This is a genomic window from Mycobacterium gordonae, assembly GCF_002101675.1.
Lineage (GTDB): Bacteria > Actinomycetota > Actinomycetes > Mycobacteriales > Mycobacteriaceae > Mycobacterium > Mycobacterium gordonae.
The window spans coordinates 84,292-109,130 of the sequence record NZ_LQOY01000081.1 but is presented as its reverse complement, the minus strand read 5'-3'; the positions used below and the strand labels follow the sequence as shown (position 1 = coordinate 109,130).

Sequence of the window (24,839 nt, the reverse complement as noted above, 5' to 3'; positions counted from 1 at the left end):
CGCCGGTAAAGCTCGGCGCGCAGCGGCCGCCTAGACCGTGAAGCCGAGGGCGCGCAGCTGCTCTCGGCCGTCCTCGGTGATCTTGTCCGGTCCCCACGGCGGGTTCCAGACCCAGTTGATCCTGAGCTCGTCGACCAGGCCGCTGCCCACCAGCGCCGACCGCGACTGGTCCTCGATGACGTCGGTGAGCGGGCAGGCCGCCGACGTCAGGGTCATGTCGACCAGGGCGACGGTTCCCTCATCACCCTTTTCCAGATTCAGGCCGTAAACAAGGCCGAGGTCGACGACGTTGATGCCCAGTTCCGGGTCGACGACGTCGCGCATCGCCTCTTCGACGTCGGCGAGCAAAAGCTCGTCAGGCGTGGTGGTTTCGCTCATTGTGCAACCTCCTCGTAGCCGGCGTGCGCCTGCGCCAGCGCATCCTTAAACGCCATCCAGCCCAGCAGCGCGCATTTCACTCGCGCCGGATACTTGGCCACTCCGGCGAACGCTACTCCGTCGCCCAGCACTTCCTCGTCGCCTTGCACGCTGCCGCGCGAGGAGACCATCTCGGCGAAGGCGTCGATGGTCTTGAGCGCGTCCGGAACACTTTGCCCGATAATCTGTTCGGTGAGAACCGAGGTCGCCGCCTGGCTGATCGAACAACCCTGCCCGTCATAGGAGATGTCGGCGACGGTCTGGCCGTCCTCGGAGAGCGCGACGCGCAGCGTTACCTCGTCACCACAAACCGGGTTGACGTGGAACACCTCGGCGCCGAAGGGTTCTCGCAGCCCGCGGTGGTGCGGGTGCTTGTAGTGGTCCAGGATCACGTCCTGGTACATCTGCTCGAGACGCAACGTCATTCTCTCCCAAAGAATTCCAGGGACCGTCGCACGCCCGCTATCAGGCGGTCGACCTCCTCGTCGGTGTTGTACAGCGCGAAGGACGCCCGGGCGGTGGCCGCCAGACCGAACCGCCGGTGCAGCGGCAACGCGCAGTGGTGCCCGACGCGCACGGCCACGCCCTCGTCGTCGAGCACCTGCCCGACGTCGTGCGCGTGCACGCCATCGACGATGAAAGAGACCGGCGATCCCCGGTTTTCCATCGAGGTGGGCCCGACGATACGCACACCCTCAATACCGGACAGGCCCTCGATGGTCTTGGCCACGAGCTCACGTTCGTGCGCCTCAACGGCTTCCATGCCGACGGCGTTCAGATAGCGGGCGGCAGCAGCCAGTCCGACCACCTGCGAGGTCATCGGAGTGCCCGCTTCGAAGCGCTGGGGGGCGGCCGCGTAGCTGGAGGTCTGCATGGTCACGGTCTCGATCATGGAACCGCCGGTAAGAAACGGAGGCAGGGCGGCCAACAGGTCGCGACGGACATAGAGAACGCCGATCCCGTTGGGCCCCAACATCTTATGCCCGGAGAAGGCGGCGAAGTCGACACCGAGCGCGTGGAAATCGACCGGCTGGTGCGGCACCGACTGGCAGGCGTCCAGCACCGTGAAGGCGCCGACGGCCCGGGCCCGCTCAACCAGTTCGCCGACCGGCGCCAACGCGCCGGTGACATTCGAGTGATGGCTGAAGGCGACGACTTTGACGCTTTCATCAAGCCGCAACGAGTCAAGGTCGATGCGACCGTCTTCGGTTACGCCGAACCATTTGAGGGTGGCGCCGGTCCGCCGGGCCAGTTCCTGCCAGGGCACCAGGTTGGCGTGATGCTCGAGTTCGGTGGTGACGATCACGTCGCCCGCTCCGACCGCACCCTCGAAACGGCTGTCGCCCAACACATACGACGCCAGATTCAACGACTCGGTGGCGTTCTTGGTGAACACCAGCTCGTCGGGCTCGGCTCCGACGAACGCGGCGATATCGGCCCGGCCCTGCTCGTAGGCGTCGGTGGCCTCTTCCATCAACTGGTGCGCACCGCGGTGAACGCCGCCGTTAGAAGTGACGAGGAACTCACGCTCGGCGTCGAGCACCTGCAGGGGGCGCTGCGACGTCGCTCCGGAATCCAGGTACGCCAACTGATTTCCGCTGCGCATGATGCGCTTGAGGATCGGGAAATCGGCGCGGATCGCCGTGAGGTCCAACATGCCTACGCGCCTGCGGTGGCCTGTGTGAAGCGCACGTAGCCGTTCTGCTCGAGTTCGTCGGCCAGCTCGGAACCACCCGATTCGGCGATGCGGCCACCGACGAACACGTGCACGAATTCCGGCTTGATGTAACGCAAGATGCGGGTGTAGTGCGTGATCAGCAGGATGCCACCGTGCTCCGCTTCGGCGTAGCGGTTCACACCCTCACTGACCACCCGCAGCGCGTCGACGTCCAGGCCGGAGTCGGTCTCGTCGAGGATGGCGATCTTGGGCCTGAGCAGCTCGAGCTGCAAGATCTCGTGGCGCTTCTTCTCACCACCGGAGAAACCTTCGTTGACGTTGCGCTCGGCGAACGCCGGGTCGATCTCGAGGGCGGACATCGCCGCCTTGACCTCTTTGACCCAGTGCCGAAGCTTGGGCGCCTCACCGCGAATAGCGGTGGCGGCCGAGCGCAGGAAGTTCGACACCGAGACGCCCGGCACCTCGACGGGGTACTGCATCGCCAGGAACAGTCCGGCCCGGGCCCGCTCGTCCACGCTCATCGCCAACACGTCTTCGCCGTCCAGGGTGATCGAGCCCGAGGTGACTACATATTTCGGGTGTCCGGCGATGGCGTAGGACAGGGTCGACTTGCCGGAGCCGTTGGGCCCCATCAGCGCATGCTTCTCCCCCGATTTCACGGTGAGGTCGACGCCTTTGAGGATCGGGATCTCGCGTTCGCCGTCGGCCCCGCTCGGGTTGACGACGCTCACGTGCAGGTCTCTGATTTCCAGGGTTGTCATGCAGTTGCTGCCTTCTCCGTCTGTTCCAGTTCGTGTTCGATGGCCGCGGTGAGGCGCTCCCGTATTTCGGGCACCGCGATCTTGGAGATGATCTCGCCGAAGAAGCCGCGAATCACCAGCCGGCGGGCCTGCTCTTCGGGGATGCCGCGGGAGCGCAGGTAGAACAGTTGCTCGTCGTCGAATCGCCCTGTCGCACTGGCGTGTCCGGCGCCCGCGATCTCGCCGGTCTCGATCTCCAGGTTGGGCACCGAGTCGGCGCGGGCGCCGTCGGTCAGCACCAGGTTGCGGTTCATCTCGAAAGTGTCGGTGCCGGTGGCTTCGGCGCGGATCAAGACGTCGCCGATCCACACCGTGTGCGCGTCGGGCAGCTTGGATGACGGGTCGCCTTGCAGCGCACCCTTGTACAGCACGTTGGACTTGCAGTCGGGCTGGGCGTGATCGACCAACAGCCGCGATTCGAGGTGCTGGCCGTCGTCGGCGAAGTACAGACCCATCAGGTCGGCGTCCCCGCCCGGACCGGTGAACCGCACGTTGGCCGTCATCCGCACCACCTCGCCACCCAGGGTGACGGTGACGTGCCGCAGTACCGCGTCCTTGCCGAGGCGGGCGTGGTGGGCGCTGACCTGCACGGCGTCGTCGGCCCAGTCCGCGATCCAGATGACGGTGAGCCGGGCGGCGTCGCCGACGACGAATTCGGCGTTGTCGGCGTAGGTTCCGCTGCCCCGGTGGTCGATGACGACGACGGCCTCACCGAGCTCCTCGACCCGGATCTGCAGGTGGCCGTAGGCGGTCGCCCCCTGGCCGGGTCCGGTGACGGTGATGTTGATCGGGTCGGCTACCTGGGTGTCGCGCCCGACGGTGACCAGCGTCGCCGCGTTGAACGACGAAAACGCCTGTGCGGCAACGCGGTCCGCGGGCACCCCGCCCTGCCCCAGGCGTTCGTCGCCGCGGCGCAGGGTGTCGGTGCGCACGCCGTCGTGCTCGCTGACCGTGACGGTAGCGGTGCCGTTGGCGACCGCGGTACCGTCGTGCAGTCCGCGCAGGCGCTTGAGCGGGGTGAACCGCCAGAGTTCGTCGCGGCCGTGCGGAATTTCGAAGGCGTCGACGTCGAAGGACGCGAACAGTTCGCCTTTGTTGAGCGCGGCGGTCATCCGACCGCACCCTCCATCTGCAACTCGATCAGCCGGTTGAGCTCGAGTGCGTATTCCATGGGCAGTTCCTTGGCGATCGGCTCGACGAACCCGCGCACCACCATCGCCATGGCCTCGTCCTCGGTCATGCCGCGGCTCATCAGGTAGAACAGCTGATTCTCGCTGACCTTGGAGACCGTGGCCTCGTGACCCATCGTGACGTCGTCTTCCCGAATGTCGACGTAGGGGTAGGTGTCGCTGCGGCTGATCGTATCGACAAGCAGCGCATCGCATTTCACGCTCGACTTGGAGCCGTGCGCACCCTTGTTCACCTGAACCAGGCCGCGGTAGGACGTGCGGCCACCGCCGCGGGCGACCGACTTGGACACGATGTTGCTCGACGTGTTCGGTGCCAGGTGCAGCATCTTCGCGCCGGTGTCCTGGTGCTGGTCCTCACCCGCGAACGCGATCGAGAGCACTTCGCCCTTGGCGTGCTCACCGGTCATCCAGACCGCCGGGTACTTCATGGTCACCTTGGATCCGATGTTGCCGTCGACCCACTCCATGGTGGCGCCGGCCTCGGCCCGGGCGCGCTTGGTGACCAGGTTGTAGACGTTGTTCGACCAGTTCTGGATGGTTGTATACCGGCAGCGGCCGCCGGGCTTGACGATGATTTCGACCACGGCGGAGTGCAGCGAGTCCGACTTGTAGATCGGCGCGGTGCAGCCCTCGATGTAGTGGACGTAGGCGTTCTCGTCGACGATGATCAGCGTCCGCTCAAACTGGCCCATGTTCTCGGTGTTGATCCGGAAATACGCCTGCAACGGGATGTCGACGTGCACGCCCGGTGGCACGTAGATGAAGCTGCCGCCCGACCACACGGCCGTGTTCAGTGCGGAGAACTTGTTGTCCCCCGCCGGAATCACGGTGCCGAAGTACTTCTTGAAGATGTCGGGGTGTTCGCGCAGCGCTGTATCCGTGTCCAGGAAGATGACGCCCTGCTTCTCGAGATCCTCACGGATCGAGTGGTAGACGACCTCTGACTCGTATTGGGCGGCGACACCGGAGACTAGCCGCTGCTTCTCGGCTTCCGGGATACCCAGCTTGTCGTAGGTGTTCTTGATGTCCGCGGGCAGGTCGTCCCAGGTCGCAGCTTGCTTCTCGCTGGAGCGCACGAAGTACTTGATGTTGTCGAAGTCGATGCCCTCGAGGTTGGAACCCCAGTTCGGCATGGGCTTCTTGTCGAAGATGTTCAGCGCTTTGAGCCGAATGTTCAGCATCCAGTCCGGCTCACTCTTCTTCGCCGAGATGTCACGCACGACCGCCTCTGAAAGACCCCGGGTGGCCGAGGCGCCCGCGACGTCGGAGTCGGCCCAGCCGTAGCCGTACTTACCCAGCGACTCGATGGTCTGCTCCTGGGTCAGTGGCTCGACCGTCCGTGCGGCTTCGAGTGTCATGAGGACGCTCCTTTGGTGCTCGTTGCGGTGTGGCGCGGGCTGGGCGCCGGGCTGAGTGGTACGTGGGTGGTGCAGGCGCAGTCACCGTTGACGATCGTCGCCAACAACTGCACGTGGGTACCGAGCACCTCGGACATGGCCTGCTGTTCGGCTTCGCACAGTTCCGGGAATTTCTCGGCGACATGGGAGACCGGGCAGTGGTGCTGGCAGATTTGCACACCGTGGATGGGACCGCCCACCCGGGTGGTGGTGGCGACATAGCCGGCTTTGGTGAGCGCCTGCGCGATCCGGTCGGCGGTGGCTTCGATGGCGTCCTCGTCGGGGCCGTCGGCGGGTTCGACACCCGACAGAATCGCGTCGATACGCCGCCGCGCGAAGGTCTTCACCGCGTCCTCGCCGCCGATTTCCCGCAGTTGTCGCATTGCGGCAGAAGCCAAGTCGTCATAGGCGTGGTCGAGCTTGGCGCGGCCTGCCGCAGTCAAGCGATAGCGCTTGGCGGGCCGTCCGCGTCCCGCCTGCTGCCATGACGCCGACGCGAACGATTCCGCGTCGCCGGCGTCGATCAGCGCGTCCAGATGCCGACGCACGCCGGCCGGCGCGAGGCCCAGCCGGTCACTGATTTCGGTGGCGGTGATGGACCCGGATTCGACGAGCAGGCGGACGATTGAGCGCCGGGTGTGTCCGTCCGATCCGACAGCAACGGCTGCGGGCACGGCAGCCGGCGATTCGGATTGGATTTTCACAACACCAGTGTGTCGCAATTCCGGGGATCGGTCCAGCAAGGGTCCCCTTAGGTGACGAGCGCAACACTGCCAGGGCGGCCGGCCTACTCGGATGGCCCCAGCTCCTCAACCGGCCGCATTGCGCGGCCGGCATTGTCGCCGGGGCTAGTCTGCTCTGATGGCAGCCCGCCACCACACTCTGAGCTCGTCGATCGCCAGCTTGCATGGCGACGAGCAGGCGGTGGGCAAGCCGCTCAACGCCACCGAGTTCACGGCGATGAAGCGCACCCGGCTGTTCGGCGCCACCGGCACGGTGTTGATGGCGATCGGCGCCCTGGGCGCTGGGGCCAGGCCGGTGGTCCAGGATCCGACGTTCGGCGTGCGTCTGCTGAATCTGCCGTCGCGCATCCAGACGGTATCGCTGACCATGACCACCACCGGTGCGGTGATGATGGCGCTGGCCTGGCTGATGCTCGGCCGGTTCGCGTCCGGCAAGCGCCGGATGTCGCGCGGCGAACTCGATCGCACGCTCGTGTTGTGGATGTTGCCGCTGCTGATCGCGCCGCCGATGTACAGCAAGGACGTCTACTCCTACCTCGCCCAGAGCCAGATCTCCTTGGAAGGACTCGACCCGTATCGGGTGGGGCCGGCCTCCGGTCTGGGCCTGGGCCACGTGTTCACGCTGTCGGTGCCCAGCCTGTGGCGTGAGACGCCAGCGCCCTACGGGCCGCTGTTTTTGTGGATCGGCCGGGGCATTTCGGGTCTCACCGGGGAGAACATCGTCGCCGCGGTCCTGTGCCACCGACTGGTGGTCTTGTTCGGTGTGGCATTGATCGTGTGGGCCACGCCGCGGCTGGCGCGCCGGTGCGGCGTGGCCGAGGTCAGCGCGCTGTGGCTGGGCGCGGCGAATCCGCTGCTGTTCATGCATCTGGTCGCCGGCATCCACAACGAGGCACTGATGCTGGGGCTGATGCTCACCGGCGCCGAGTTCGCGCTGCGCGGCATCGAGTCCGACCGGCCGCTCAAGCCGCAGTCATGGCGAATCGGGCCGGATTGGCAGCCCCTGGGACTGCTGTTGGGCGGCTCGATTCTGATCGTGCTGTCCTCGCAGGTGAAACTGCCGTCACTGCTGGCGCTGGGCTTCGTCACGATGGCACTGGGCTACCGCTGCGGCAGTACCGTCAAGTCTTTTCTGTTGTGCGGCACGGCGATGGCGGGCTTGACGCTTGCGGTGATGGGACTCGTCGGCTGGGCCAGTGGCCTGGGCTTCGGCTGGATCTACACGCTGGGCACCGCCAACGTGGTGCGCAGCTGGATGTCGCCGCCGACCCTGTTGGCGTTGGGCACCGGGCAGGTCGGCATTCTGCTGGGCCTGGGCGATCACACCACGGCCATCCTGTCGCTGACCCGTGCGATCGGCGTCCTGATCATCATGGTGATGGTCTGCTGGCTGCTGCTCGCGGTCTTCCGCGGCCGGCTGCACCCGATCGGCGGGCTCGGGGTCGCACTGGGCCTTACGGTGCTGCTCTTCCCAGTCGTGCAGCCCTGGTACCTGCTGTGGGCCATCATTCCGCTGGCCGCCTGGGCCACCCGCACCAAGTTCCGGGCCGCCGCCATCATCGTCACCCTCATCATCGGCATCTTCGGTCCTACCGCCAACGGCGACCGCTTCGCCCTGTTTCAGATCGTCGACGCCACCCTGGCCAGCGCCTTCATCGTGGTAGTACTCATCGCGCTGACCTATCACCGGCTGCCGTGGCAAGCCCTTCCGGAAGAGACCGCCGAACCCGAACCGTCGGTGACACTCGTCACTCCCGATCCCGCCGAGCAGCCCGGGAAGGCCACCCCGGCTCCCGAGGCAGCGCCCGACGCCTACGCTGATTCCACGTGAGCTCCGTCCCCCACGACCGCAACATCGCGGTACGACTGCGCGGGGTATGCAAGCAGTACGGGTCGGTGAAAGCCGTTTCGAGCCTCGATCTCGAGGTGCATGCCGCCGAGGTGTTTGCGCTGCTGGGTCCCAACGGCGCCGGAAAGACGACCACCGTCGAAATGTGTGAGGGCTTCATCCGCCCCGACGCCGGCACCATCGAGGTGTTGGGGCTGGACCCGAGCACCGACAACGCGCGACTGCGCCCCCGAATCGGCGTGATGTTGCAGGGCGGCGGCGGCTACCCGGCAGCCCGCGCCGGCGAGATGCTCAACCTCGTGGCCTCTTACGCCGCCGACCCGCTGGACCCGCAGTGGCTGCTGAAAACCCTTGGCCTGACCGAGGCTGCCCGCACCACCTACCGGCGGCTCTCCGGCGGGCAGCAGCAACGGCTGGCGCTGGCATGCGCGCTGGTCGGACGGCCAGAGCTGGTGTTTCTCGACGAACCCACCGCCGGCATGGACGCGCACGCCCGGCTGTTGGTGTGGGAGCTGATCGACGCGCTGCGGCGCGACGGCGTGACCGTGGTCTTGACTACGCACCAGCTCAAGGAGGCCGAGGAACTGGCCGACCGGCTGGTCATCATCGATCACGGCACGACGGTCGCCGCCGGCACACCGGCGGAACTGATGCGCAGCGGCGCGAAGGACCAGCTGCGATTCACCGCGCCGCCGAAACTCGATCTGTCGCTATTGACCGCCGCGCTGCCCGAGGACTACCGGGCCAGCGAGTTGTCACCGGGTGAATACCTGGTCGAAGGGCCGGTCGGACCGCAGGTGCTGGCGACCGTCACGGCATGGTGTGCCCGGATCGACGTGCTGGCCACCGACCTGCGCGTCGAGCAACGCAGCCTCGAAGACGTCTTCCTGGATCTGACTGGCAGGAGCCTGCGATCGTGAGCGACGTTTTCCCCGCCGGAACCTTCACCCCGGACCCCCGGCCCAGCGCCGTGCCTCGGATGCTGGCCGCCCAGTTCGGCCTCGAAGCCAAACTGCTGCTGCGCAACGGCGAGCAATTGCTGCTGACCATGTTCATCCCGATCACGTTGCTGATCGGGCTCACGCTGCTGCCGTTCGGGTCGTTCGGCGAGCATCGCGCGGCGGTGTTCACCCCCGCGATCATGGCGCTGGCGGTGATCTCGACCGCCTTCACCGGCCAGGCGATCGCGGTCGCGTTCGACCGCCGCTACGGCGCATTGAAGCGGCTCGGGGCGACCCCGTTGCCGGTGTGGGGAATCATCGCCGGCAAGGCGCTGGCGGTGGTGTTCACCGTCTTCCTGCAGTCGGTTGTGTTGGGTTTGATCGGTTTCGCGCTGGGCTGGCGTCCGCCGCTGGCGGCCTTGGCGCTGGGGGCCGCAGTGATCGCGCTGGGCACCGCGGGGTTCGCGGCTCTGGGCCTGTTGCTCGGCGGCACCTTGCGCGCCGAGATCGTGCTGGCGCTGGCCAACCTGTTGTGGTTTGCCTTCGCCGGGTTCGGTGCGCTGACCCTCGAAACGGGGATGATTCCGACGGGGGTGAAATGGGCGGCGCGACTGACGCCGTCCGGCGCGCTCACCGAGTCGCTGTCGCAGGCCATGAATTTGTCGGTGGACTGGTTCGGCCTGGCTGTGCTGGTGGTGTGGGGTGGATTGGGAGCGCTGGCGGCGCGGCGCTTTTTTCGGTTCACCTGACTTCTTGCCGCGACACTGCCACCACGTACACGACACGCCGTCGTGGCCGTACGTGGCTTCAAACTCGGTGGAACCGGCGGATTGTCGGGGCTCATCCAAGCCCGTGTGGACAGAGTATGCATCGGCAGCGAGGTGTTGCAGCAAGGAAAGGTCAGCCGATACCAGCTACGCACGCAGTACCGGGCGATCTACCCCGACGTGTACGTGCCGCGCGACACGCACCTTTCGTTACGCGTTCGCTCGGCGGCCGCATGGTTGTGGTCGGGTCGCCGCGGGACCTTGACTGGACTGGCCGCTGCGGCATTGCACGGCTCGGATTGGGTCAACGAAGACGAGCCGGTCGAATTGATCTGGCGCAATCCCCGGCCGCCCACCGGAATACTCACCCGTAATTGCCGGGTGGGCATCGACGAAGTCACCCGGGTTGCCGGTCTGCCTGTGACCACACCTGCCCGAACAGCCTTCGAACTGGGGTGCCGACGGACCGCCGCCGATGCGATGGCACGCCTTGATGCGTTGATGCGGGCAACCCCGTTTTCCACTGAGGCGACGAGGATGCTGAGCAACCGATACGCCGGCGCCCGAGGGGTGCGACAGCTCAGGACGCTGCTCCCAAGGATCGACCCGGGCGCCGCATCACCGAAGGAGACCTGGCTCCGGATGCTGCTAGTCGACGCGGGTCTGCCCACACCGGAGACCCAGATTCCTGTCGTAGTCAACTATCGAACAGTCGCGATGCTCGACATGGGTTGGGAGCAGTTCAAGGTGGCCGCCGAATACGACGGTGACCAGCACCGCACGAACCGGCGCCAATACGTGCGCGATCTGCGCAGATTGCAGGAGCTTGCCGAGCTTGGCTGGATCGTCATCCGGGTGATCGCCGAGGATCGACCCGACCAGGTTGTGCGGCACGTATCTGAAGCGCTGCGGCGCCGCGGCTTCCGCGACACTGACACCACGCACACGACACGCCGTCGCGGCTGTGCGTAGCGTCAGTCTCGCCGCAGCTGAGCGCGAGGCCGCTTCTACTACGTGACGTAGTCGTCGCTACGATCGGGCGGTGGCTGTCGGACGAGCGCTGATGCGGTTGGTGGACCTGCTCCCCAACCCCAGTTTGCGTCTGCAGCGCATCATCGCCGCGGCCGTCATCCTCACTCAGGGCGGCATCGCGGTCACCGGCGCCATCGTGCGCGTCACCGCCTCCGGGCTCGGTTGCCCCACCTGGCCGCAGTGTTTCCCCGGCAGCTTCACCCCGGTAGCGGTTTCCGAAGTGCCGCGCATCCACCAGGCCGTCGAGTTCGGCAATCGGATGATCACCTTTGCGGTGGTCATCACCGCGGCTCTGGCCGTGTTGGCGGTGACGCGGGCACGCCGGCGCCGCGAGGTGCTGGTGTACGCCTGGCTGATGCCCGCTTCGACGGTCGTGCAGGCGGTCATCGGAGGCATCACCGTTCGCACCGGGTTGTTGTGGTGGACGGTCGCAATTCACCTGCTGGCATCGATGACGATGGTGTGGCTGTCGGTGCTGCTGTTCGTCAAGGTTGGTGAACCCGACGACGGCGACGTACATCACCGGGTCGTCAGGCCATTGCGGTTGCTGACGGCTCTGAGCGCGCTGAACCTGTCCGTAGTCCTGCTGACCGGCACCCTGGTGACCGCGGCGGGACCGCACGCCGGCGACAAGAGCCCGAGCCGGACGGTGCCGCGACTCAAGGTCGAGATCAACACCCTGGTGCACGCACACTCGTCGCTGCTCGTCTCCTATCTGTCGCTGCTGATCGGCCTGGGCTTCGGCCTGTGGGCGGTGCAGGCCGGGCGCGTGGTGATGCGTCGGCTGGGAGTGCTGGTCGCGGTTGTGGTGGCCCAGGCCGGCGTGGGCACCGCCCAGTACTACACCGGGGTCCCGGCGGTGCTGGTCGCGCTGCACGTGGCCGGCGCGGCGGCCTGCACCGCGGCCACCGCCGCGCTATGGGCCTCGATGCGAGAACGGGCCGAGCCCGAGGCGCTCCAAGGCTGACTCGACCGCCAGTGCGAATTCGCGCTGGGCCAGGCCGCGCGTTTCAGCGTCCAGTCGCAGCCAACCCAGCGACGGATCCACCAGCTGCAGTTCGAGCAGCCGTCGCCCGGCCAGGTGTGCACGCGCATACAGCAACTCACCCGGGGCAGCCTCTACGGCAGCCATACCAACGTCCCAGAGTTCAAAATCCGCCTCCCCCTGATGCAGGCCGCCGCCCTGGGTCGTGAAAGCGTGCGACGGCTTGCCGCCAATGAAAACAAGCACGGTTTCCGGCTCGGGGTCTGACTGGATGAACACGCTTTCGTCGCGCCCTTGGATGTACGCCTCGGCGTCCAACCGGTCGGTGAACCGCCGCAGCCCCGGTCCCGCGCCGACGTAGACCGGGCCGGCCGACGGAAGCCGCAGGTGCTCTCCCGGCGCGTGCATCTCGCCCGGCACGATGGGAACCCCCCGTTGCGCGAGATCGTCGAGGTAGCCGCGCTCGGTGTTCCAGGCAATGACCGGCGGAGAGTTGAGCAGGTTCTGCATGCGGGTGGTCCAGGTGAGGAACTCGCCCAAGCGCGCGAGGTAGTCGCCGGAGTCTCGCAGAATCACCAGGTGCGCCTCGGCCGTCTCCGGGTCGTCCCAGGCCAGCCACCGGGCATGCAGCCCACGGGTGCGCAGCGCGGCCACCAACCCGGCGTCGTCGCCCGCGGCTCGCGTCGGGCCACCCGCGAGCACAATGCGCGGATGGAAGGTGTCCGGTCGGGCTAACTTCATGCCCGGGCATGATATCGGCATGCATGCGATCGAAGTCAGCGAAACCGGCGGCCCTGAAGTCCTTAGCTATAACGACATCTCCCAGCCCGAGCCGGGACCGGGCGAGCTGCTGATCCGCGCCGAAGCCATCGGCGTCAATTTCATCGACACCTACTTCCGCTCCGGTCAGTACCCGCGCCCGCTGCCGTTCGTGCTGGGCTCGGAGGTGTGCGGGACGGTGGCGGCGGTAGGGCCGGACACCGCGGGTCACATCAACGTCGGCGACCGGGTGGTGAGCGCCTCGGCCAACGGTTCGTATGCTCAATCATGCACAGCCCCAGCATCTTTGACGGCCAAGGTGCCCGATGACATCAGCTCGGAGGTGGCCGCGTCGGCTTTGTTGAAAGGGCTGACGGCGCAATACCTGTTGAAGTCGGTGTATCCGGTGCGCAGCGGAGACAGTGTGCTGGTGCATGCCGGCGCCGGAGGCGTCGGGCTGATTCTGACGCAGTGGGCGACTCATTTAGGGGCACGGGTGATCACGACGGTGTCGACATCGGAGAAAGAGCGGCTCTCGCGGGAGGCGGGTGCCGCCGAGGTACTTTCCTACCCCACCGACGCCTATCAGTTCGGGCAGGAGATACGCGGACTTACTGACGGCGCCGGTGTGGCCGCGGTGTACGACGGCGTGGGCGCCACGACGTTCGACGCCAGCCTGGCCAGCTTGGCCGTCCGCGGGACGCTGGCGCTCTTTGGTGCGGCCAGTGGACCGGTTCCGCCGTTCGATCCCCAGCAACTCAACTACGCCGGGTCGGTGTACCTCACCCGGCCGTCGCTGGCTCACTTCATCCGTAGCGGTGAGGAGTTCAGCGAGCGAGCCGCAGACCTGTTCGATGTGATCGGCAGCGGGGCCGTCCGGGTCGAGGTCGGCCACACCTATCCCCTCGCTGAAGCCGCGCGCGCCCACACCGACCTCGAGGGCCGCAAGACCACCGGCTCGATCGTGTTGCTGCCTTAACCTTCTTCGGGTGGTTCGGCGTCCCACGTCGTGGGGATCATCGGCAACGTCGGGCCGCTACCGAACGGATCGCCCGCCAGGGTGATCAGGCCGGCCGGCCGGACACCCTCCTTACGCACGGTGCCGGTGAAACCGAGCGGGCCCGCGCCTTGCTCGGACACTTCCGGCCCGGTTGCGGAATCTGGTGTCATGTCGGCGAATTCATCGGCGTAGCCGCGCTGCGGCTCCCCCTGTTGCCGACGCTTGCGCGCCTTTCTGCGCGCCGCGGTGGCCGCCGCGACGGCGGCGCTGTCGGGTTCCGGGGCTTTTGCGCGGACGCTCGCGCTCGTGTTGCCGCGATGCACCGGCCCGAAGCCGACTCCCGGCCCGCCGCCGATCGCATAGGGCAGGAGGGCTTGACCGGCCGGCGCGGTCGGCGGTGCGGAGGGCGGTGAGGGGCTGATCGCGCTTACCGTCGACGCGGGTGCGGCCGGAGCGACACTCGGCGCGACTGACCCCGCAAGGGCGGGAGCGAAACCGGCCGGGGCCGGCGCAATTACGTCTGCGACGGGTGCCAGCGCCGGCACGACCACGGGCGCCGCGGCCGGTATGGCGGCCAGCGCCGCCAGCGCGGCAAGACTGGCTGCGGCGGCTGGCAGCGTTGCCAGCGTCGACCACAGCGGCGACGTGGCGAGGGCCGCGGCCAGCACGGGGTGGGCCACCAGATACACGATGATTTGCGCCGGTGTGATGCCGCCGAGCGATTGCAGAGCCGCCACCGGATTGGTCAGCAGCAGTTGGATCCAGTTCTGCAGCCCCTGAAAGTCCTGCGCGAACAGGAACAGCCGAGAGATCCAGTAACCCGGTTGCCCGGGCACCGTGTAGGAGGCGTACGGGATTCCGTTCAGGGTGCCGGCAGCGGGATCCCAGTTGATCCCGATCAGGCGCAGGGCGAATTGGAAAACCTGCTGCGGGATCTGTTGGAGTTGCTGCCAGGTGTCAGACGCCAGGGCCGCGGGTGCTTGGACGATCGGCGGCGCCGGACCGGTCGGGGGCGTCGCGGCGACTGCCGTCTCGGAAACGGTGTCGTAAGAACCCATCGTGGTGGCCGCCTGGATCCACATGCGGACGTAGTCGGCTTCGTTGAGGGCAATCGGAATGGTGTTGACACCGAAGAAATTGGTAGCGGTCAGCACCGCGTGGACAGCGTGGTTGGCCGCCAGCTCGAACAGCGTCGGCATGGCGGCGAGTGCGGCGGTGTACGCGGCGGCGGCCACCTGGTGCTGAGCCGCGGCCGAGGCACTTTTCGCGGCGGCCACCGTCAGCCACTGCAGGTACGGCGCGTGGGCGGCTGCATATGATTGCGCGCTCGGCCCCTGCCAGGCACCGGCTTGCACGGCGGCCAGGATTGCGGCCAGTTCATCTGCGGCAGATGCATATTCGGCACTCAGTGCGGTCCAGGCTTCCGCTGCGGCGAGTAGTGCGCCGGGGCCCGGCCCGCTGCTCAGCAACGCCGAATGCACCTCTGGAGGCGAAGCCATCCAGATGGGAGCGGCCATTGTCAGCGGGTACTGGGCGGATAACCGGCAGCCGCACAGGAGGTGCACGGCCTTGTGGGAACGACGCATAACGTCATGCCGGCACTCCTCTCGTTGTCGGGCACAACAGAATTCGATATCGCGACGGGGAGTAGCGCAAATGGGGCGCGGCCCGGCGTGCTCGCTTTTGTCTGCCTAGGACTGGCCGCGAAGAGACGAAAGGTCTTGCCGGCGGCGGTATTTGAACGGCGGGGCGGGCTGGGCCGCTGCCTAAGCGAGGTTTGGATCGCGCTGGTTCTGGATGGTCCGCCTGCGCCGCGAGCGTGCACGCAATAACGGCCCCACCGGCGTGTCGCCGTACCGCAGCGCACGCTCGCGCAGCAGCAGGCGAAGCTCAGAACAGCGTCGGCAGCGCGATCGCCGAGTCCACCGCCAGCGCGCAGAACACCAGCGCCAGGTAGTTGTTCGACTGCAAGAACAGCCGCAGCGGCTTCACCGGCTCCCCCGCGCGTACACCCGCGTATAGCTGGTGGGCCATCGCCAGGAACCACACCCCGGCCACCACAGCCACTGCGGCATACAGCCATCCGGCCGCCAATGCCAGCACGAAAGTTGCCAGCACCGTCAGCCAGGTGTAGATGACGATCTGCTTGGTGACCTGACGCTCAGTCGCCACTGCCGGCAGCATCGGCACACCGGCGACTTTGTAGTCCTCCTTGTACCGCATCGCCAGCGCCCAGGTGTGCGGCGGAGTCCAGAAGAAGATGATCGCGAACATCGCCAGCGCCGGCCATCCGATCGTCCCGGTGACAGCCGACCACCCGATCATCACCGGCATACAGCCGGCCGCACCGCCCCACACCACGTTCTGCGCGGTGCGCCGCTTGAGCAGCAGCGTGTAGACGAACACATAGAACGCGATGGTGCCCACGGCCAGCAGGCCCGAGAGCAGGTTGGTGGTCCACCACAACCAGCAGAACGAGGCCACACTCAACGCCAGGCCGAAGATCAGGGCGTTGCGCGTGGGCACCGCGGCCCGGGCGAGCGGACGCCTAGCGGTCCGCTTCATCACCTTGTCGATATCGGCGTCGGCCACACAGTTGAGCGTGTTGGCGCCCCCGGCCGCCATCATGCCGCCGACCAGCGTGTTGAGGATGAGCAGCGGGTTGACCGAGCCGCGGTGCGCCAGCAGCATCGCCGGTATCGCGGTGACCAGTAGCAGCTCGATCACTCGGGGTTTGGTCAGGGCCAGGTATGCCAACAGCATGCCGGTGATCCGGCCTGAAGTCCGGCCCGGCGCCGCAATTTCTTGGCGGCCGCGAACGCTCACGCATTAACTCCTCGGGAAAATCGCAGCCGCGCGCAGCTTCTACTACGCATGATGGTAGACCGCGCCGGCACGGCCACGGCCCCGCAGGGTCGATCTACCCGAATTATCTCGACCTATCTGCCCGCCGCGGCGCTGATGCCAACCAGCAACCCGCGACACGATATTTTCACACAGGCTTCGGCGGGTACCCGCAATCTGGGCCTGCATGCGCCAGCAATCCCGCACTAGGGTGGGATTGATCAGTTTGATGACCCCAGGACTGAGGACTGAATGACCACACTTGAAGAGATCTCCGAGCTCACCCGCCCGCGCCACCCCGACGACTGGACCGAGATCGATTCGGCTGCGGTCGACACGGTCCGGGTTCTGGCCGCCGACGCCGTTCAGAAGGTCGGAAACGGTCACCCCGGAACCGCGATGAGCCTCGCTCCGCTGGCCTACACGCTGTTCCAGCGCGCGATGCGCCACGACCCCAGTGACGTGCACTGGCTCGGCCGCGACCGGTTCGTGTTGTCAGCCGGCCACAGCAGCCTCACGCTCTACCTGCAGCTGTACCTGGGCGGCTTCGGCCTCGAGTTGGAAGACATCGAGGCGCTGCGCACCTGGAAGTCCAAGACCCCCGGCCACCCGGAATTCCGGCACACCGCCGGCGTCGAGATCACCACCGGTCCGCTGGGACAGGGATTGGCGTCGGCCGTCGGGATGGCGATGGCGGCCCGCTACGAGCGGGGCCTGTTCGACCCGGACGCCGAGCCCGGCACCAGCCCCTTCGACCACTACATCTACGTGATCGCCTCTGACGGTGACATCGAAGAAGGCGTGACGTCCGAAGCGTCGTCGCTGGCCGGAGTGCAGCAGCTCGGAAACCTGATCGTGTTCTACGACCGCAACCAGATCTCGATCGAGGACGACACCAACATCGCCCTGTGCGAAGACACCGCCGCGCGCTACCGCGCCTACGGCTGGCACGTGCAGGAGGTGGAGGGCGGCGAGAACGTCGTCGGCATCGAGGAGGCGATCGCCAACGCCAAGGCCGAGACCGGCCGGCCGTCGTTCATCTCGCTGCGCACCATCATCGGCTTCCCGGCACCCAACCTGATGAACACCGGCAAGGCACACGGCGCCGCGCTCGGCGACGACGAGGTGGCGGCGACTAAGAAAATCCTCGGCTTCGACCCGGACAAGACGTTCGAGGTGCGCGACGAGGTCATCGCCCACACCCGCAAGCTGGTGGATCGGGGCAAGGAGGCGCACGCCAAGTGGCAGACCGACTTCGACGCCTGGGCGGAGCGTGAACCCGAGCGCAAGGCGCTGCTGGACCGGCTGACTGCCGAGGAATTGCCCGAGGGCTGGGACGCCGACCTGCCGCACTGGGAGCCGAGCGACGACGCCGTCGCCACGCGCAAGGCGTCCAACGAGGTGCTCAACGCGGTGGGCCCCAAACTGCCGGAGCTGTGGGGCGGTTCGGCCGACCTGGCCGGCAGCAACAACACCACGATCAAGGGCGCCGAGTCGTTCGGTCCGCCGTCGATCTCGACCAAGGACTACACCGCGTCCTGGTACGGCCGGACACTGCACTTCGGCGTCCGCGAACACGCGATGGGCTCCATTTTGTCCGGCATCGTGCTGCACGGACCCACCCGCGCCTACGGTGGCACGTTCCTACAGTTCTCCGACTACATGCGTCCGGCCGTGCGGTTGGCGTCGCTGATGGATATCGACACCATCTACGTGTGGACGCACGACTCGGTGGGCCTGGGTGAGGACGGCCCGACGCACCAGCCGATCGAGCATCTTTCGGCGCTGCGGGCCATCCCGAATCTTTCGGTGGTGCGCCCAGCCGACGCCAACGAGACGGCCTATGCCTGGCGCACAGTGCTCGCCCGCGGCAATGGCAGCGGGCCGGTCGGCCTGATCCTGACCCGCCAGAACGTGCCGGTCTTGGAAGGCACGAACCTGGATGGCGTGGCGCGCGGCGGCTACGTGCTCGGCGGCGCCGAAGGCGATGAGGAGCCCGATGTGGTGCTGATCGGCACCGGCTCCGAGGTGCAGCTCGCCGTAGAGGCGAAGAAGCTGTTGGCGGACAAGGACATTCTGGCGCGGGTCGTGTCGATGCCGTGCGTGGAGTGGTTCGAGTCGCAGCCCTCCGAATACCGGGACAGCGTGCTGCCCCCCTCGGTGTCGGCGCGGGTGGCCGTCGAAGCCGGCGTCGCGCAGTCGTGGCACAAGCTGGTCGGCGACACCGGCAAAATCGTGTCGATCGAGCATTTCGGGGAATCCGCCGATTACAAGACGCTGTTCCGCGAGTACGGCTTCACCGCCGAAGCCGTCGCTGCCGCTGCGGAAGAAGCAATGGATAACTGAGAAAAGGTGATCAGATGACCCAGAATTCAAACCTCGCCGCGCTCAGCGCCGCGGGGGTATCGGTCTGGCTCGACGACTTGTCCCGGGACCGGATCAAATCGGGCAACCTGCAGGAACTGATCGACACCAAGAGCGTCGTCGGGGTCACCACCAACCCGTCGATCTTCCAGAAGGCGCTGGCCGACAGCGACACCTACGACGACCAGATCGCCGAACTCGCCGAGCGCGGCGCCGACGTCGACGCCACCATCCGCACGGTCACCACCGACGACGTCCGCAACGCCTGTGATGTGTTGCGGCCGCAGTGGGAGTCCTCCGACGGGGTCGACGGCCGGGTGTCGATCGAGGTCGACCCGCGAGTGGCCCACGACACCGACAAGACGACCCAGCAAGCGGTGGAATTGTGGAAGATCGTCGACCGGCCGAACCTGCTGATCAAGATTCCGGCCACCGAAGAGGGCATTCCCGCGATCGCAACGACTCTGGCAGAAGGCATTTCGGTCAACGTCACGCTGATCTTCTCCGTGGAGCGCTACCGCGCGGTGATGGGCGCCTATCTGGACGGACTCGAGAAGGCCAAGCAGGCCGGCCACGACCTGTCCAAGATCCATTCGGTGGCATCGTTTTTCGTCTCCCGGGTGGACACCGAGATCGACAAGCGGCTGGAAGATATCGGCTCCGACGATGCACGCGCGCTGCTCGGCCAGGCAGCGGTCGCCAACGCCCGGCTCGCCTACGCGGCCTACCAGGAAGTATTCGAGGGTGGCGAGCGTTTCGCAGCGCTGCAAGCTGACGGCGCCCGGGTGCAGCGGCCGCTGTGGGCGTCCACCGGCGTCAAGAATCCCGACTACTCCGACACGCTCTACGTCACCGAGCTGGTGGCTCCCAACACGGTGAACACCATGCCGGAGAAGACGATTGACGCGGTCGCCGATCACGGCACAATCCACGGCGACACCATCACCGGTACCGCGTCGGAAGCCCAGGCGGTGTTCGACAAACTCGACGCGATCGGGATCGATCTGACCGACGTGTTTTTGGTTCTGGAGAACGAAGGGGTAGAGAAGTTCGAGGCGTCCTGGAGCGAATTGCTCGAGGAGACTCAGGCGCAGCTCGACTCCGCTGACAAATGAGCCCACCCGCCGAAGCGCAGTGGCAGAACCCACTGCGCGACAAGCGGGACAAGCGGCTACCCAGAATCGCCGGCCCATGTGGCATGGTGATTTTCGGGGTGACCGGTGACCTGGCCCGCAAGAAGGTGATGCCGGCGATCTACGACCTGGCCAACCGCGGACTGCTGCCCCCCACGTTCTCGCTGGTGGGTTTTGCGCGCCGGGACTGGGACACCGAAGATTTCGGCCAGGTGGTGCACGACGCTGTCAAGCAGCACTGCCGCACCCCGTTTCGGCAGGAGAACTGGGACCGGCTGGCCGAGGGATTCCGTTTCGTGCCAGGCGCATTCGACGACGACGACGCGTTCCACCGGCTCGCTGAAACGCTGGAGAAGCTGGATGCCGAGCGCGGCACCGGAGGAAATCACGCGTTCTATCTGGCGATCCCGCCCAAGTCGTTCCCGGTGGTCTGCGAACAACTGCAGAAGTCGGGATTGGCTCGCCCGCAAGGCAATCGGTGGAGCCGGGTGGTCATCGAAAAGCCGTTCGGCCACGACCTGAAGAGCGCGCAGGACCTCAACAGGACCGTCAACTCCGTCTTCCCGGAGGAGTCGGTCTTTCGCATCGACCACTACCTGGGCAAGGAGACGGTGCAGAACATCTTGGCGCTGCGCTTCGCCAACCAGTTGTTCGACCCGATCTGGAACGCCCACTACGTCGATCACGTTCAGATCACCATGGCCGAGGACATCGGCCTCGGTGGACGGGCCGGCTACTACGACGGCATCGGCGCCGCGCGTGACGTGATCCAGAACCACCTGATGCAACTACTGGCGCTGACCGCGATGGAAGAACCGGTCAGCTTCACTCCGAAGTCGTTGCAGACGGAGAAGATCAAGGTGCTCTCCGCGACACAGCTCGCGCAGCCGCTCGACGAGACCACCAGCCGCGGCCAGTACACCGCCGGCTGGCAGGGCGGCGAGAAGGTGGTCGGACTGCTCGACGAAGAGGGGTTCGCCAAGGACTCGGTAACCGAGACGTTTGCCGCGATCACCCTGGAGGTCGACACCCGGCGCTGGGCCGGTGTGCCGTTCTATCTGCGAACCGGTAAACGGTTGGGCCGCCGGGTCACCGAGATCGCGCTGGTCTTCAAGCGGGCGCCGCATCTGCCGTTCGACGCGACCATGACCGACGAACTCGGCACCAACGCCATGGTCATCCGGGTGCAGCCCGACGAGGGCATCACGTTGCGGTTCGGTTCGAAAGTCCCCGGCACCGCAATGGAAGTCCGCGACGTCAACATGGACTTCTCCTACGGTTCAGCGTTCGCCGAGGAGTCGCCGGAAGCCTACGAGCGGCTGATCCTGGACGTGCTACTCGGTGAGCCCTCGCTGTTCCCGGTGAACGACGAGGTCGAATTGGCTTGGGAGATACTCGATCCCGCGCTGGACAACTGGGCGTCGCACGGCAAGCCCGATCCTTACGAGGCAGGCACCTGGGGGCCGGAGTCGGCGTTCGACATGCTGCGCCGCACCGGCCGCGAATGGCGGCGGCCATGATTACCGCTGAGGAGTGGCGCAGATGATTGTCGAACTGCCTGACACCACTACCACTGCGGTCAACAAGAAGCTCGACGAAATGCGCGAGATGGCAGGCGTTGTCACCATGGGCCGGGTGTTGACGCTGATCATCGCGCCGGACAACGAGGCCGTGGTGGAGGATTCCATCCAGGCGGCCAACGACGCCAGCCACGAGCATCCCAGCCGCATCATCGTGACGATGCGGGGCAACGCCTACGCCGACGAACCACGTCTGGACGCGCAGATCCGCGTGGGCGGTGACGCGGGCGCCGGCGAGGTGGTGGTGCTCCGTCTCTCCGGACCACTGTCCGGGCATGCCGCCAGCGTCGTCATCCCTTTTCTGCTGCCCGACATTCCGGTGGTGGCCTGGTGGCCCGACAATGCTCCTGCGGTTCCCGCCCAGGATCCGTTGGGCAAGTTGGCAATTCGGCGCATCACCGATGCCACCAACGCCGTCGACCCGCTCGCTGCGATCAAAAGCCGGTTGCCCGGTTACACCGCGGGTGACACCGATCTCGCCTGGAGCCGCATCACGTATTGGCGCGCGTTGCTGACCTCGGCCGTCGACCTGGAACCCCACGAACCGATCGAGTCGGCCCGCATCAGCGGCTTGGAGACAGAACCCGCACTGGATGTGCTGGCGGGCTGGCTGGCCAGCCGGATCGACGGCCCGGTTCGCCGGGAGGTCGGCGAGCTCACGGTGGAGCTGGTACGCAAGAGCGAGACAATAGTGCTGAGTCGGCCTCAGGATGGCATCACGGCGACACTCAGCCGCACAGCCAAGCCCGAAGCGCTGGTTCCGTTGGCGCGCAGGGTAACCGGTGAATGTCTGGCCGAAGACCTCCGTCGACTCGATGCCGACGAGATTTACCACGCAGCGCTCGAGGGCATCAAGAAGGTGCAGTACCAATGAGTCTCGACATCGAGGTATTTCCCACCAGTGAGCGTCTGGCGCACGCCGCGGCCCACCGACTGGTCGAAGCTATCGCGGCCGCGGTGACGGCTCGGGGGCAGGCGCTGATCGCGTTGACCGGTGGCGGTAACGGCGTCGCACTGCTGCGCGAACTGGCTTCCCACCCTGTCGACTGGTCCGCGGTGCACCTGTTCTGGGGCGACGAACGCTACGTGCCCGAGGACGACGAGGAGCGCAACGAGAAGCAGACCCGCGAGGCGCTGCTCGATCACATCGACATCCCCGACAGCCAGGTGCACCCGATGGCGGCCAGCGACGGCGAATTCGGTACCGACCTCGACGCTGCGGCCCTGGCGTACGAGCAGATCCTGGCGGCCTACGCCGCGCCCGGTGAGCCGGCGCCGAGTTTCGACGTACATCTGCTGGGTGTGGGACCCGAAGGCCACGTCAACTCGCTGTTCCCGCATACCCCCGCAGTGCGCGAGACCAGTCGCATGGTGGTCGCGGTGGACGACTCCCCCAAGCCCCCGCCGCAGCGAATCACGTTGACGTTGCCGGCAGTTCAGCGTTCACGCGAGGTCTGGCTGCTGGTGTCGGGCGAGGGCAAGGCCGACGCGGTGGCGGCGGCCATCGGTGGAGCCGATCCGGTGTCGCTGCCGGCCGCCGGAGCCATCGGGCGCGAGATCACCCGGTGGCTGCTCGATGAGGGTGCCGCGGGCAAACTGTCCCGTTGACAGCGCGCGGATCCTGACAGGCCTGTATCCCGCGGTGTCAAGCTGGTAATAATGACCGTCATGGCAGACAGAAGCGGCGGCCGCCCCACCCCGGCTCGGCAAAGAATGAAGACGCTCACCCAGGCGGCATTGAATGCCGACAAGACGGTCGAGCAGGTCGAAGACGTCCTGGACGGGCTCGGCACTTCCCTGGTGGAACTGAACAGATCGCTCTCGGCGCTCAACAGCACGGTCACACGGTTGGAGACCGGCCTGGATCATCTGGACGGGACGCTGTCCAGCCTCGATGATCTCGCCAAGCGCCTGCTCGCGGTGCTGCAACCGGTGGAGGCCATCCTCGAACGGATGGACAACATCGTGAGCTGGGGCGAGACGATGATGATGCCGCTCAACGCGACCGAGCACGTGATGCGCGGGGTGATGGACCGACTCCGAAACCGGGGCGTGCGCTGACGCCGTGACGCGCACCTACCCGTGTCCCGCTCCGCCGTTCGCGCAAGCGACCGGCCTGCCGTGGGATGAGGCCGTCGACGATGCGGTCGCCACCATCGCGGCCGCCCGCGATCACTGTGGCGACACGTTCATGTTGGAAAGTGGTGCCGACCGCTACCTGTTCACCTTCTCCCCCGCCGGCGTCGAGTCGTTCTACGCCTTGCCGGAAGACCAGGCCAGCAAGGGAGTTGCCGACTTCTTGATGTTGCGGCGCAAACTGCCCGACGAGATCTTCGCCGGGCGTCGCGTGCTGCCGGGCAATCTGTTTCGCCGCGACGACGTCGCCGGCTATCTGGCGAATCTGGATCGGGCCTTGGAGCAGACGGCCGCAGAATTGGGTTTGTCCGGATCGGTGGACGTCTTCGACCTCACCCGCCGACTGGGCCACCGGATGGGCCTCGCGTCGTGGGCCGGCCCCGGATCGTGTGACGGCGAGGCTTTTGAGCGGCTGGTCCGCGCCTTCGACACCCTGGACGGCTCCGAGGCGTTCGTGCACCCCGACCGCATGGCGGCGGTGGCCGCCTCCGGCAAGCGCGACGAATGGGCCGCGCTGAACGAGGTCACGGACATCGTCTCCGCCGCGCTGCGGCGATACGACGCCGGCGACGTGAAAGACCAGGATCTGTTCGGCAGGATCGTCGACGCGTGGTCGGACGAATCGGGCGAGGCACGCGTCCGCGGCATCGCTCACGACGTCGCCCTGATCCACATCGCGTCCATGTCGAACCTGGCGGCCGCACTGGGCTGGGCGCTGGTCGATGTGATCGAACGCCCGGCACACCAGGAACGAATTCGCAACGGCGACAGAGATTTCGCTCAGCGATGCGCATTGGAGTCCACACGCCTGGCGCAGCGTTCGATCATGAGCCGAACGGTGCTGTCGCCGGTGGAGTTCGACACCGGCGAGGTCACCTACCACGTGCCGCCCGGCTGGACGATCGCAACCCTGCTGCCGTTGCTCAACACATCTGCGGCGCCGGGATTGGACACCTATGACCCGGACAGGTGGACCCGCCATCGCCTCACCGCACCTGATCTCCCGTCGCCGATGCTGGTGACGGCCTTCGGTCATGGCCGGCATTCGTGTCCGGCGCAACCCTTTTCACTGGCCGCGATGACCGCGGCCATGGCGCATCTGCTGCGCGGCTACGACGTGACCGCAGGCTGGCAGGCGCATCCGCGGCCCGTCCCGGCTCAGATCGGCGGCGTGGCCCGGGCCGAGTGCCCCTGCCCGGTCGACTACGTGGCCGTTCGCTGAGA

Annotated in this window: 23 protein-coding genes; 13 read left to right on the top strand and 10 right to left on the bottom strand. The window is 66.7% G+C overall.

Going from position 1 to position 24,839, the window contains the following annotated elements; translation table 11 throughout:
- Window positions 1–30: 30 nt before the first annotated feature.
- From AWC08_RS13545 to AWC08_RS13515, 7 genes are read right to left on the bottom strand one after another with little or no spacing between them, the layout of a single operon-like run.
- Complete coding sequence (locus tag AWC08_RS13545; protein WP_065132667.1) at window positions 31–378, bottom strand: metal-sulfur cluster assembly factor; 348 nt, start codon at window positions 376–378, stop codon at window positions 31–33.
- Window positions 375–842, bottom strand: a complete 468-nt coding sequence (gene sufU / locus AWC08_RS13540) for a Fe-S cluster assembly sulfur transfer protein SufU (protein ID WP_142283557.1) — start codon at window positions 840–842, stop codon at window positions 375–377. The genes AWC08_RS13545 and sufU overlap by 4 nt, the downstream gene beginning before the upstream one ends.
- Entirely contained in the window at window positions 839–2,074 is a 1,236-nt protein-coding gene (locus tag AWC08_RS13535; protein WP_065132668.1) for a cysteine desulfurase, read from the bottom strand. The genes sufU and AWC08_RS13535 overlap by 4 nt, the downstream gene beginning before the upstream one ends.
- A gap of 2 nt (window positions 2,075–2,076) precedes the next feature.
- Entirely contained in the window at window positions 2,077–2,856 is a 780-nt protein-coding gene (gene sufC / locus AWC08_RS13530) for a Fe-S cluster assembly ATPase SufC (RefSeq protein WP_065132669.1), read from the bottom strand.
- Entirely contained in the window at window positions 2,853–4,007 is a 1,155-nt protein-coding gene (sufD, locus tag AWC08_RS13525) for a Fe-S cluster assembly protein SufD (RefSeq protein WP_069435018.1), read from the bottom strand. The genes sufC and sufD overlap by 4 nt, the downstream gene beginning before the upstream one ends.
- Window positions 4,004–5,443: a Fe-S cluster assembly protein SufB gene (gene sufB, locus AWC08_RS13520; RefSeq protein WP_065132671.1), complete on the bottom strand. Its 1,440-nt coding sequence runs from the start codon at window positions 5,441–5,443 to the stop codon at window positions 4,004–4,006. The genes sufD and sufB overlap by 4 nt, the downstream gene beginning before the upstream one ends.
- Complete coding sequence (locus AWC08_RS13515) at window positions 5,440–6,279, bottom strand: helix-turn-helix transcriptional regulator (protein WP_372513525.1); 840 nt, start codon at window positions 6,277–6,279, stop codon at window positions 5,440–5,442. The genes sufB and AWC08_RS13515 overlap by 4 nt, the downstream gene beginning before the upstream one ends.
- 64 nt (window positions 6,280–6,343) lie before the next feature.
- Between AWC08_RS13515 and mptB the strand changes: the two genes are divergently transcribed.
- From mptB to AWC08_RS13490, 5 genes are all read left to right on the top strand, one after another.
- Window positions 6,344–8,056: a polyprenol phosphomannose-dependent alpha 1,6 mannosyltransferase MptB gene (gene mptB, locus AWC08_RS13510; RefSeq protein WP_065132673.1), complete on the top strand. Its 1,713-nt coding sequence runs from the start codon at window positions 6,344–6,346 to the stop codon at window positions 8,054–8,056.
- On the top strand, window positions 8,053–8,994 hold the full coding sequence (locus AWC08_RS13505) for an ABC transporter ATP-binding protein (protein WP_065132674.1): 942 nt from the start codon (window positions 8,053–8,055) through the stop codon (window positions 8,992–8,994). Before mptB ends, AWC08_RS13505 begins: the two co-directional genes overlap by 4 nt.
- A 59-nt stretch (window positions 8,995–9,053) precedes the next feature.
- Window positions 9,054–9,764 carry an ABC transporter permease gene (locus AWC08_RS13500; protein ID WP_232008088.1) on the top strand — a complete coding sequence of 237 codons (711 nt, stop codon included), beginning with the start codon at window positions 9,054–9,056 and terminating at the stop codon, window positions 9,762–9,764.
- A gap of 105 nt (window positions 9,765–9,869) precedes the next feature.
- On the top strand, window positions 9,870–10,754 hold the full coding sequence (locus tag AWC08_RS13495; RefSeq protein WP_065132688.1) for an endonuclease domain-containing protein: 885 nt from the start codon (window positions 9,870–9,872) through the stop codon (window positions 10,752–10,754).
- 91 nt (window positions 10,755–10,845) lie between these two features.
- On the top strand, window positions 10,846–11,781 hold the full coding sequence (locus AWC08_RS13490) for a COX15/CtaA family protein (RefSeq protein ID WP_065132675.1): 936 nt from the start codon (window positions 10,846–10,848) through the stop codon (window positions 11,779–11,781).
- On the opposite strand, the gene AWC08_RS13485 is transcribed toward AWC08_RS13490, so the two are convergent.
- Entirely contained in the window at window positions 11,731–12,540 is an 810-nt protein-coding gene (locus AWC08_RS13485) for a hypothetical protein (protein WP_069435019.1), read from the bottom strand. The two genes, AWC08_RS13490 and AWC08_RS13485, sit on opposite strands and share 51 nt — an antisense overlap.
- 19 nt (window positions 12,541–12,559) lie before the next feature.
- Here AWC08_RS13485 and AWC08_RS13480 point away from each other — a divergent pair, with 19 nt between their 5' ends.
- Window positions 12,560–13,537 (top strand): quinone oxidoreductase family protein, encoded by a 978-nt coding sequence (locus AWC08_RS13480; RefSeq protein WP_069435020.1) that lies wholly within the window; start codon window positions 12,560–12,562, stop codon window positions 13,535–13,537.
- Here AWC08_RS13480 and AWC08_RS13475 read toward each other — a convergent pair.
- Together AWC08_RS13475 and AWC08_RS13470 are read right to left on the bottom strand one after the other, a co-directional pair.
- The gene (locus tag AWC08_RS13475; protein ID WP_085087869.1) at window positions 13,534–15,075 is read right to left on the bottom strand and encodes a PPE family protein; all 1,542 of its coding nucleotides are present in this window, start codon (window positions 15,073–15,075) and stop codon (window positions 13,534–13,536) included. The two genes, AWC08_RS13480 and AWC08_RS13475, sit on opposite strands and share 4 nt — an antisense overlap.
- Before the next feature lie 373 nt (window positions 15,076–15,448).
- A complete protein-coding gene (locus tag AWC08_RS13470; protein WP_065132679.1) occupies window positions 15,449–16,384 on the bottom strand; it encodes a heme o synthase in 936 nt (311 codons plus the stop codon).
- Between the two features lie 270 nt (window positions 16,385–16,654).
- Here AWC08_RS13470 and tkt point away from each other — a divergent pair, with 270 nt between their 5' ends.
- From tkt to AWC08_RS13435, 7 genes are read left to right on the top strand one after another with little or no spacing between them, the layout of a single operon-like run.
- A complete protein-coding gene (tkt, locus tag AWC08_RS13465) occupies window positions 16,655–18,748 on the top strand; it encodes a transketolase (RefSeq protein WP_065132680.1) in 2,094 nt (697 codons plus the stop codon).
- A gap of 14 nt (window positions 18,749–18,762) precedes the next feature.
- On the top strand, window positions 18,763–19,881 hold the full coding sequence (gene tal, locus AWC08_RS13460; RefSeq protein ID WP_069434893.1) for a transaldolase: 1,119 nt from the start codon (window positions 18,763–18,765) through the stop codon (window positions 19,879–19,881).
- Window positions 19,878–21,419 carry a glucose-6-phosphate dehydrogenase gene (gene zwf, locus AWC08_RS13455; protein ID WP_065132682.1) on the top strand — a complete coding sequence of 514 codons (1,542 nt, stop codon included), beginning with the start codon at window positions 19,878–19,880 and terminating at the stop codon, window positions 21,417–21,419. The genes tal and zwf overlap by 4 nt, the downstream gene beginning before the upstream one ends.
- Before the next feature lie 22 nt (window positions 21,420–21,441).
- Window positions 21,442–22,353 (top strand): glucose-6-phosphate dehydrogenase assembly protein OpcA, encoded by a 912-nt coding sequence (gene opcA / locus AWC08_RS13450; RefSeq protein WP_065132689.1) that lies wholly within the window; start codon window positions 21,442–21,444, stop codon window positions 22,351–22,353.
- A complete protein-coding gene (pgl, locus tag AWC08_RS13445; protein ID WP_065132683.1) occupies window positions 22,350–23,087 on the top strand; it encodes a 6-phosphogluconolactonase in 738 nt (245 codons plus the stop codon). Before opcA ends, pgl begins: the two co-directional genes overlap by 4 nt.
- Window positions 23,088–23,138: 51 nt before the next feature.
- Window positions 23,139–23,540 (top strand): ATPase, encoded by a 402-nt coding sequence (locus tag AWC08_RS13440; protein ID WP_069434894.1) that lies wholly within the window; start codon window positions 23,139–23,141, stop codon window positions 23,538–23,540.
- A 4-nt stretch (window positions 23,541–23,544) separates the two neighbouring features.
- Entirely contained in the window at window positions 23,545–24,837 is a 1,293-nt protein-coding gene (locus AWC08_RS13435; protein ID WP_069434895.1) for a cytochrome P450, read from the top strand.
- Window positions 24,838–24,839: the final 2 nt, after the last annotated feature.

What these genes read in the sequence shown, in the direction of transcription:
- AWC08_RS13500 (WP_232008088.1), top strand. Translation starts at nt 9,054, where the DNA reads ATGCTGGCCGCCCAGTTCGGCCTCGAAGCCAAACTGCTGCTGCGCAAC.
- mptB (WP_065132673.1), top strand. Translation starts at nt 6,344, where the DNA reads ATGGCAGCCCGCCACCACACTCTGAGCTCGTCGATCGCCAGCTTGCAT.
- pgl (WP_065132683.1), top strand. Translation starts at nt 22,350, where the DNA reads ATGAGTCTCGACATCGAGGTATTTCCCACCAGTGAGCGTCTGGCGCAC.
- AWC08_RS13480 (WP_069435020.1), top strand. Translation starts at nt 12,560, where the DNA reads ATGCATGCGATCGAAGTCAGCGAAACCGGCGGCCCTGAAGTCCTTAGC.
- opcA (WP_065132689.1), top strand. Translation starts at nt 21,442, where the DNA reads ATGATTGTCGAACTGCCTGACACCACTACCACTGCGGTCAACAAGAAG.
- sufB (WP_065132671.1), bottom strand. Translation starts at nt 5,443, where the DNA reads ATGACACTCGAAGCCGCACGGACGGTCGAGCCACTGACCCAGGAGCAG.
- AWC08_RS13545 (WP_065132667.1), bottom strand. Translation starts at nt 378, where the DNA reads ATGAGCGAAACCACCACGCCTGACGAGCTTTTGCTCGCCGACGTCGAA.
- AWC08_RS13490 (WP_065132675.1), top strand. Translation starts at nt 10,846, where the DNA reads ATGCGGTTGGTGGACCTGCTCCCCAACCCCAGTTTGCGTCTGCAGCGC.
- sufU (WP_142283557.1), bottom strand. Translation starts at nt 842, where the DNA reads ATGACGTTGCGTCTCGAGCAGATGTACCAGGACGTGATCCTGGACCAC.
- sufC (WP_065132669.1), bottom strand. Translation starts at nt 2,856, where the DNA reads ATGACAACCCTGGAAATCAGAGACCTGCACGTGAGCGTCGTCAACCCG.
- AWC08_RS13440 (WP_069434894.1), top strand. Translation starts at nt 23,139, where the DNA reads ATGACCGTCATGGCAGACAGAAGCGGCGGCCGCCCCACCCCGGCTCGG.
- AWC08_RS13535 (WP_065132668.1), bottom strand. Translation starts at nt 2,074, where the DNA reads ATGTTGGACCTCACGGCGATCCGCGCCGATTTCCCGATCCTCAAGCGC.
- tkt (WP_065132680.1), top strand. Translation starts at nt 16,655, where the DNA reads ATGACCACACTTGAAGAGATCTCCGAGCTCACCCGCCCGCGCCACCCC.
- AWC08_RS13485 (WP_069435019.1), bottom strand. Translation starts at nt 12,540, where the DNA reads ATGAAGTTAGCCCGACCGGACACCTTCCATCCGCGCATTGTGCTCGCG.
- tal (WP_069434893.1), top strand. Translation starts at nt 18,763, where the DNA reads ATGACCCAGAATTCAAACCTCGCCGCGCTCAGCGCCGCGGGGGTATCG.
- AWC08_RS13475 (WP_085087869.1), bottom strand. Translation starts at nt 15,075, where the DNA reads ATGGCCGCTCCCATCTGGATGGCTTCGCCTCCAGAGGTGCATTCGGCG.
- zwf (WP_065132682.1), top strand. Translation starts at nt 19,878, where the DNA reads ATGAGCCCACCCGCCGAAGCGCAGTGGCAGAACCCACTGCGCGACAAG.
- sufD (WP_069435018.1), bottom strand. Translation starts at nt 4,007, where the DNA reads ATGACCGCCGCGCTCAACAAAGGCGAACTGTTCGCGTCCTTCGACGTC.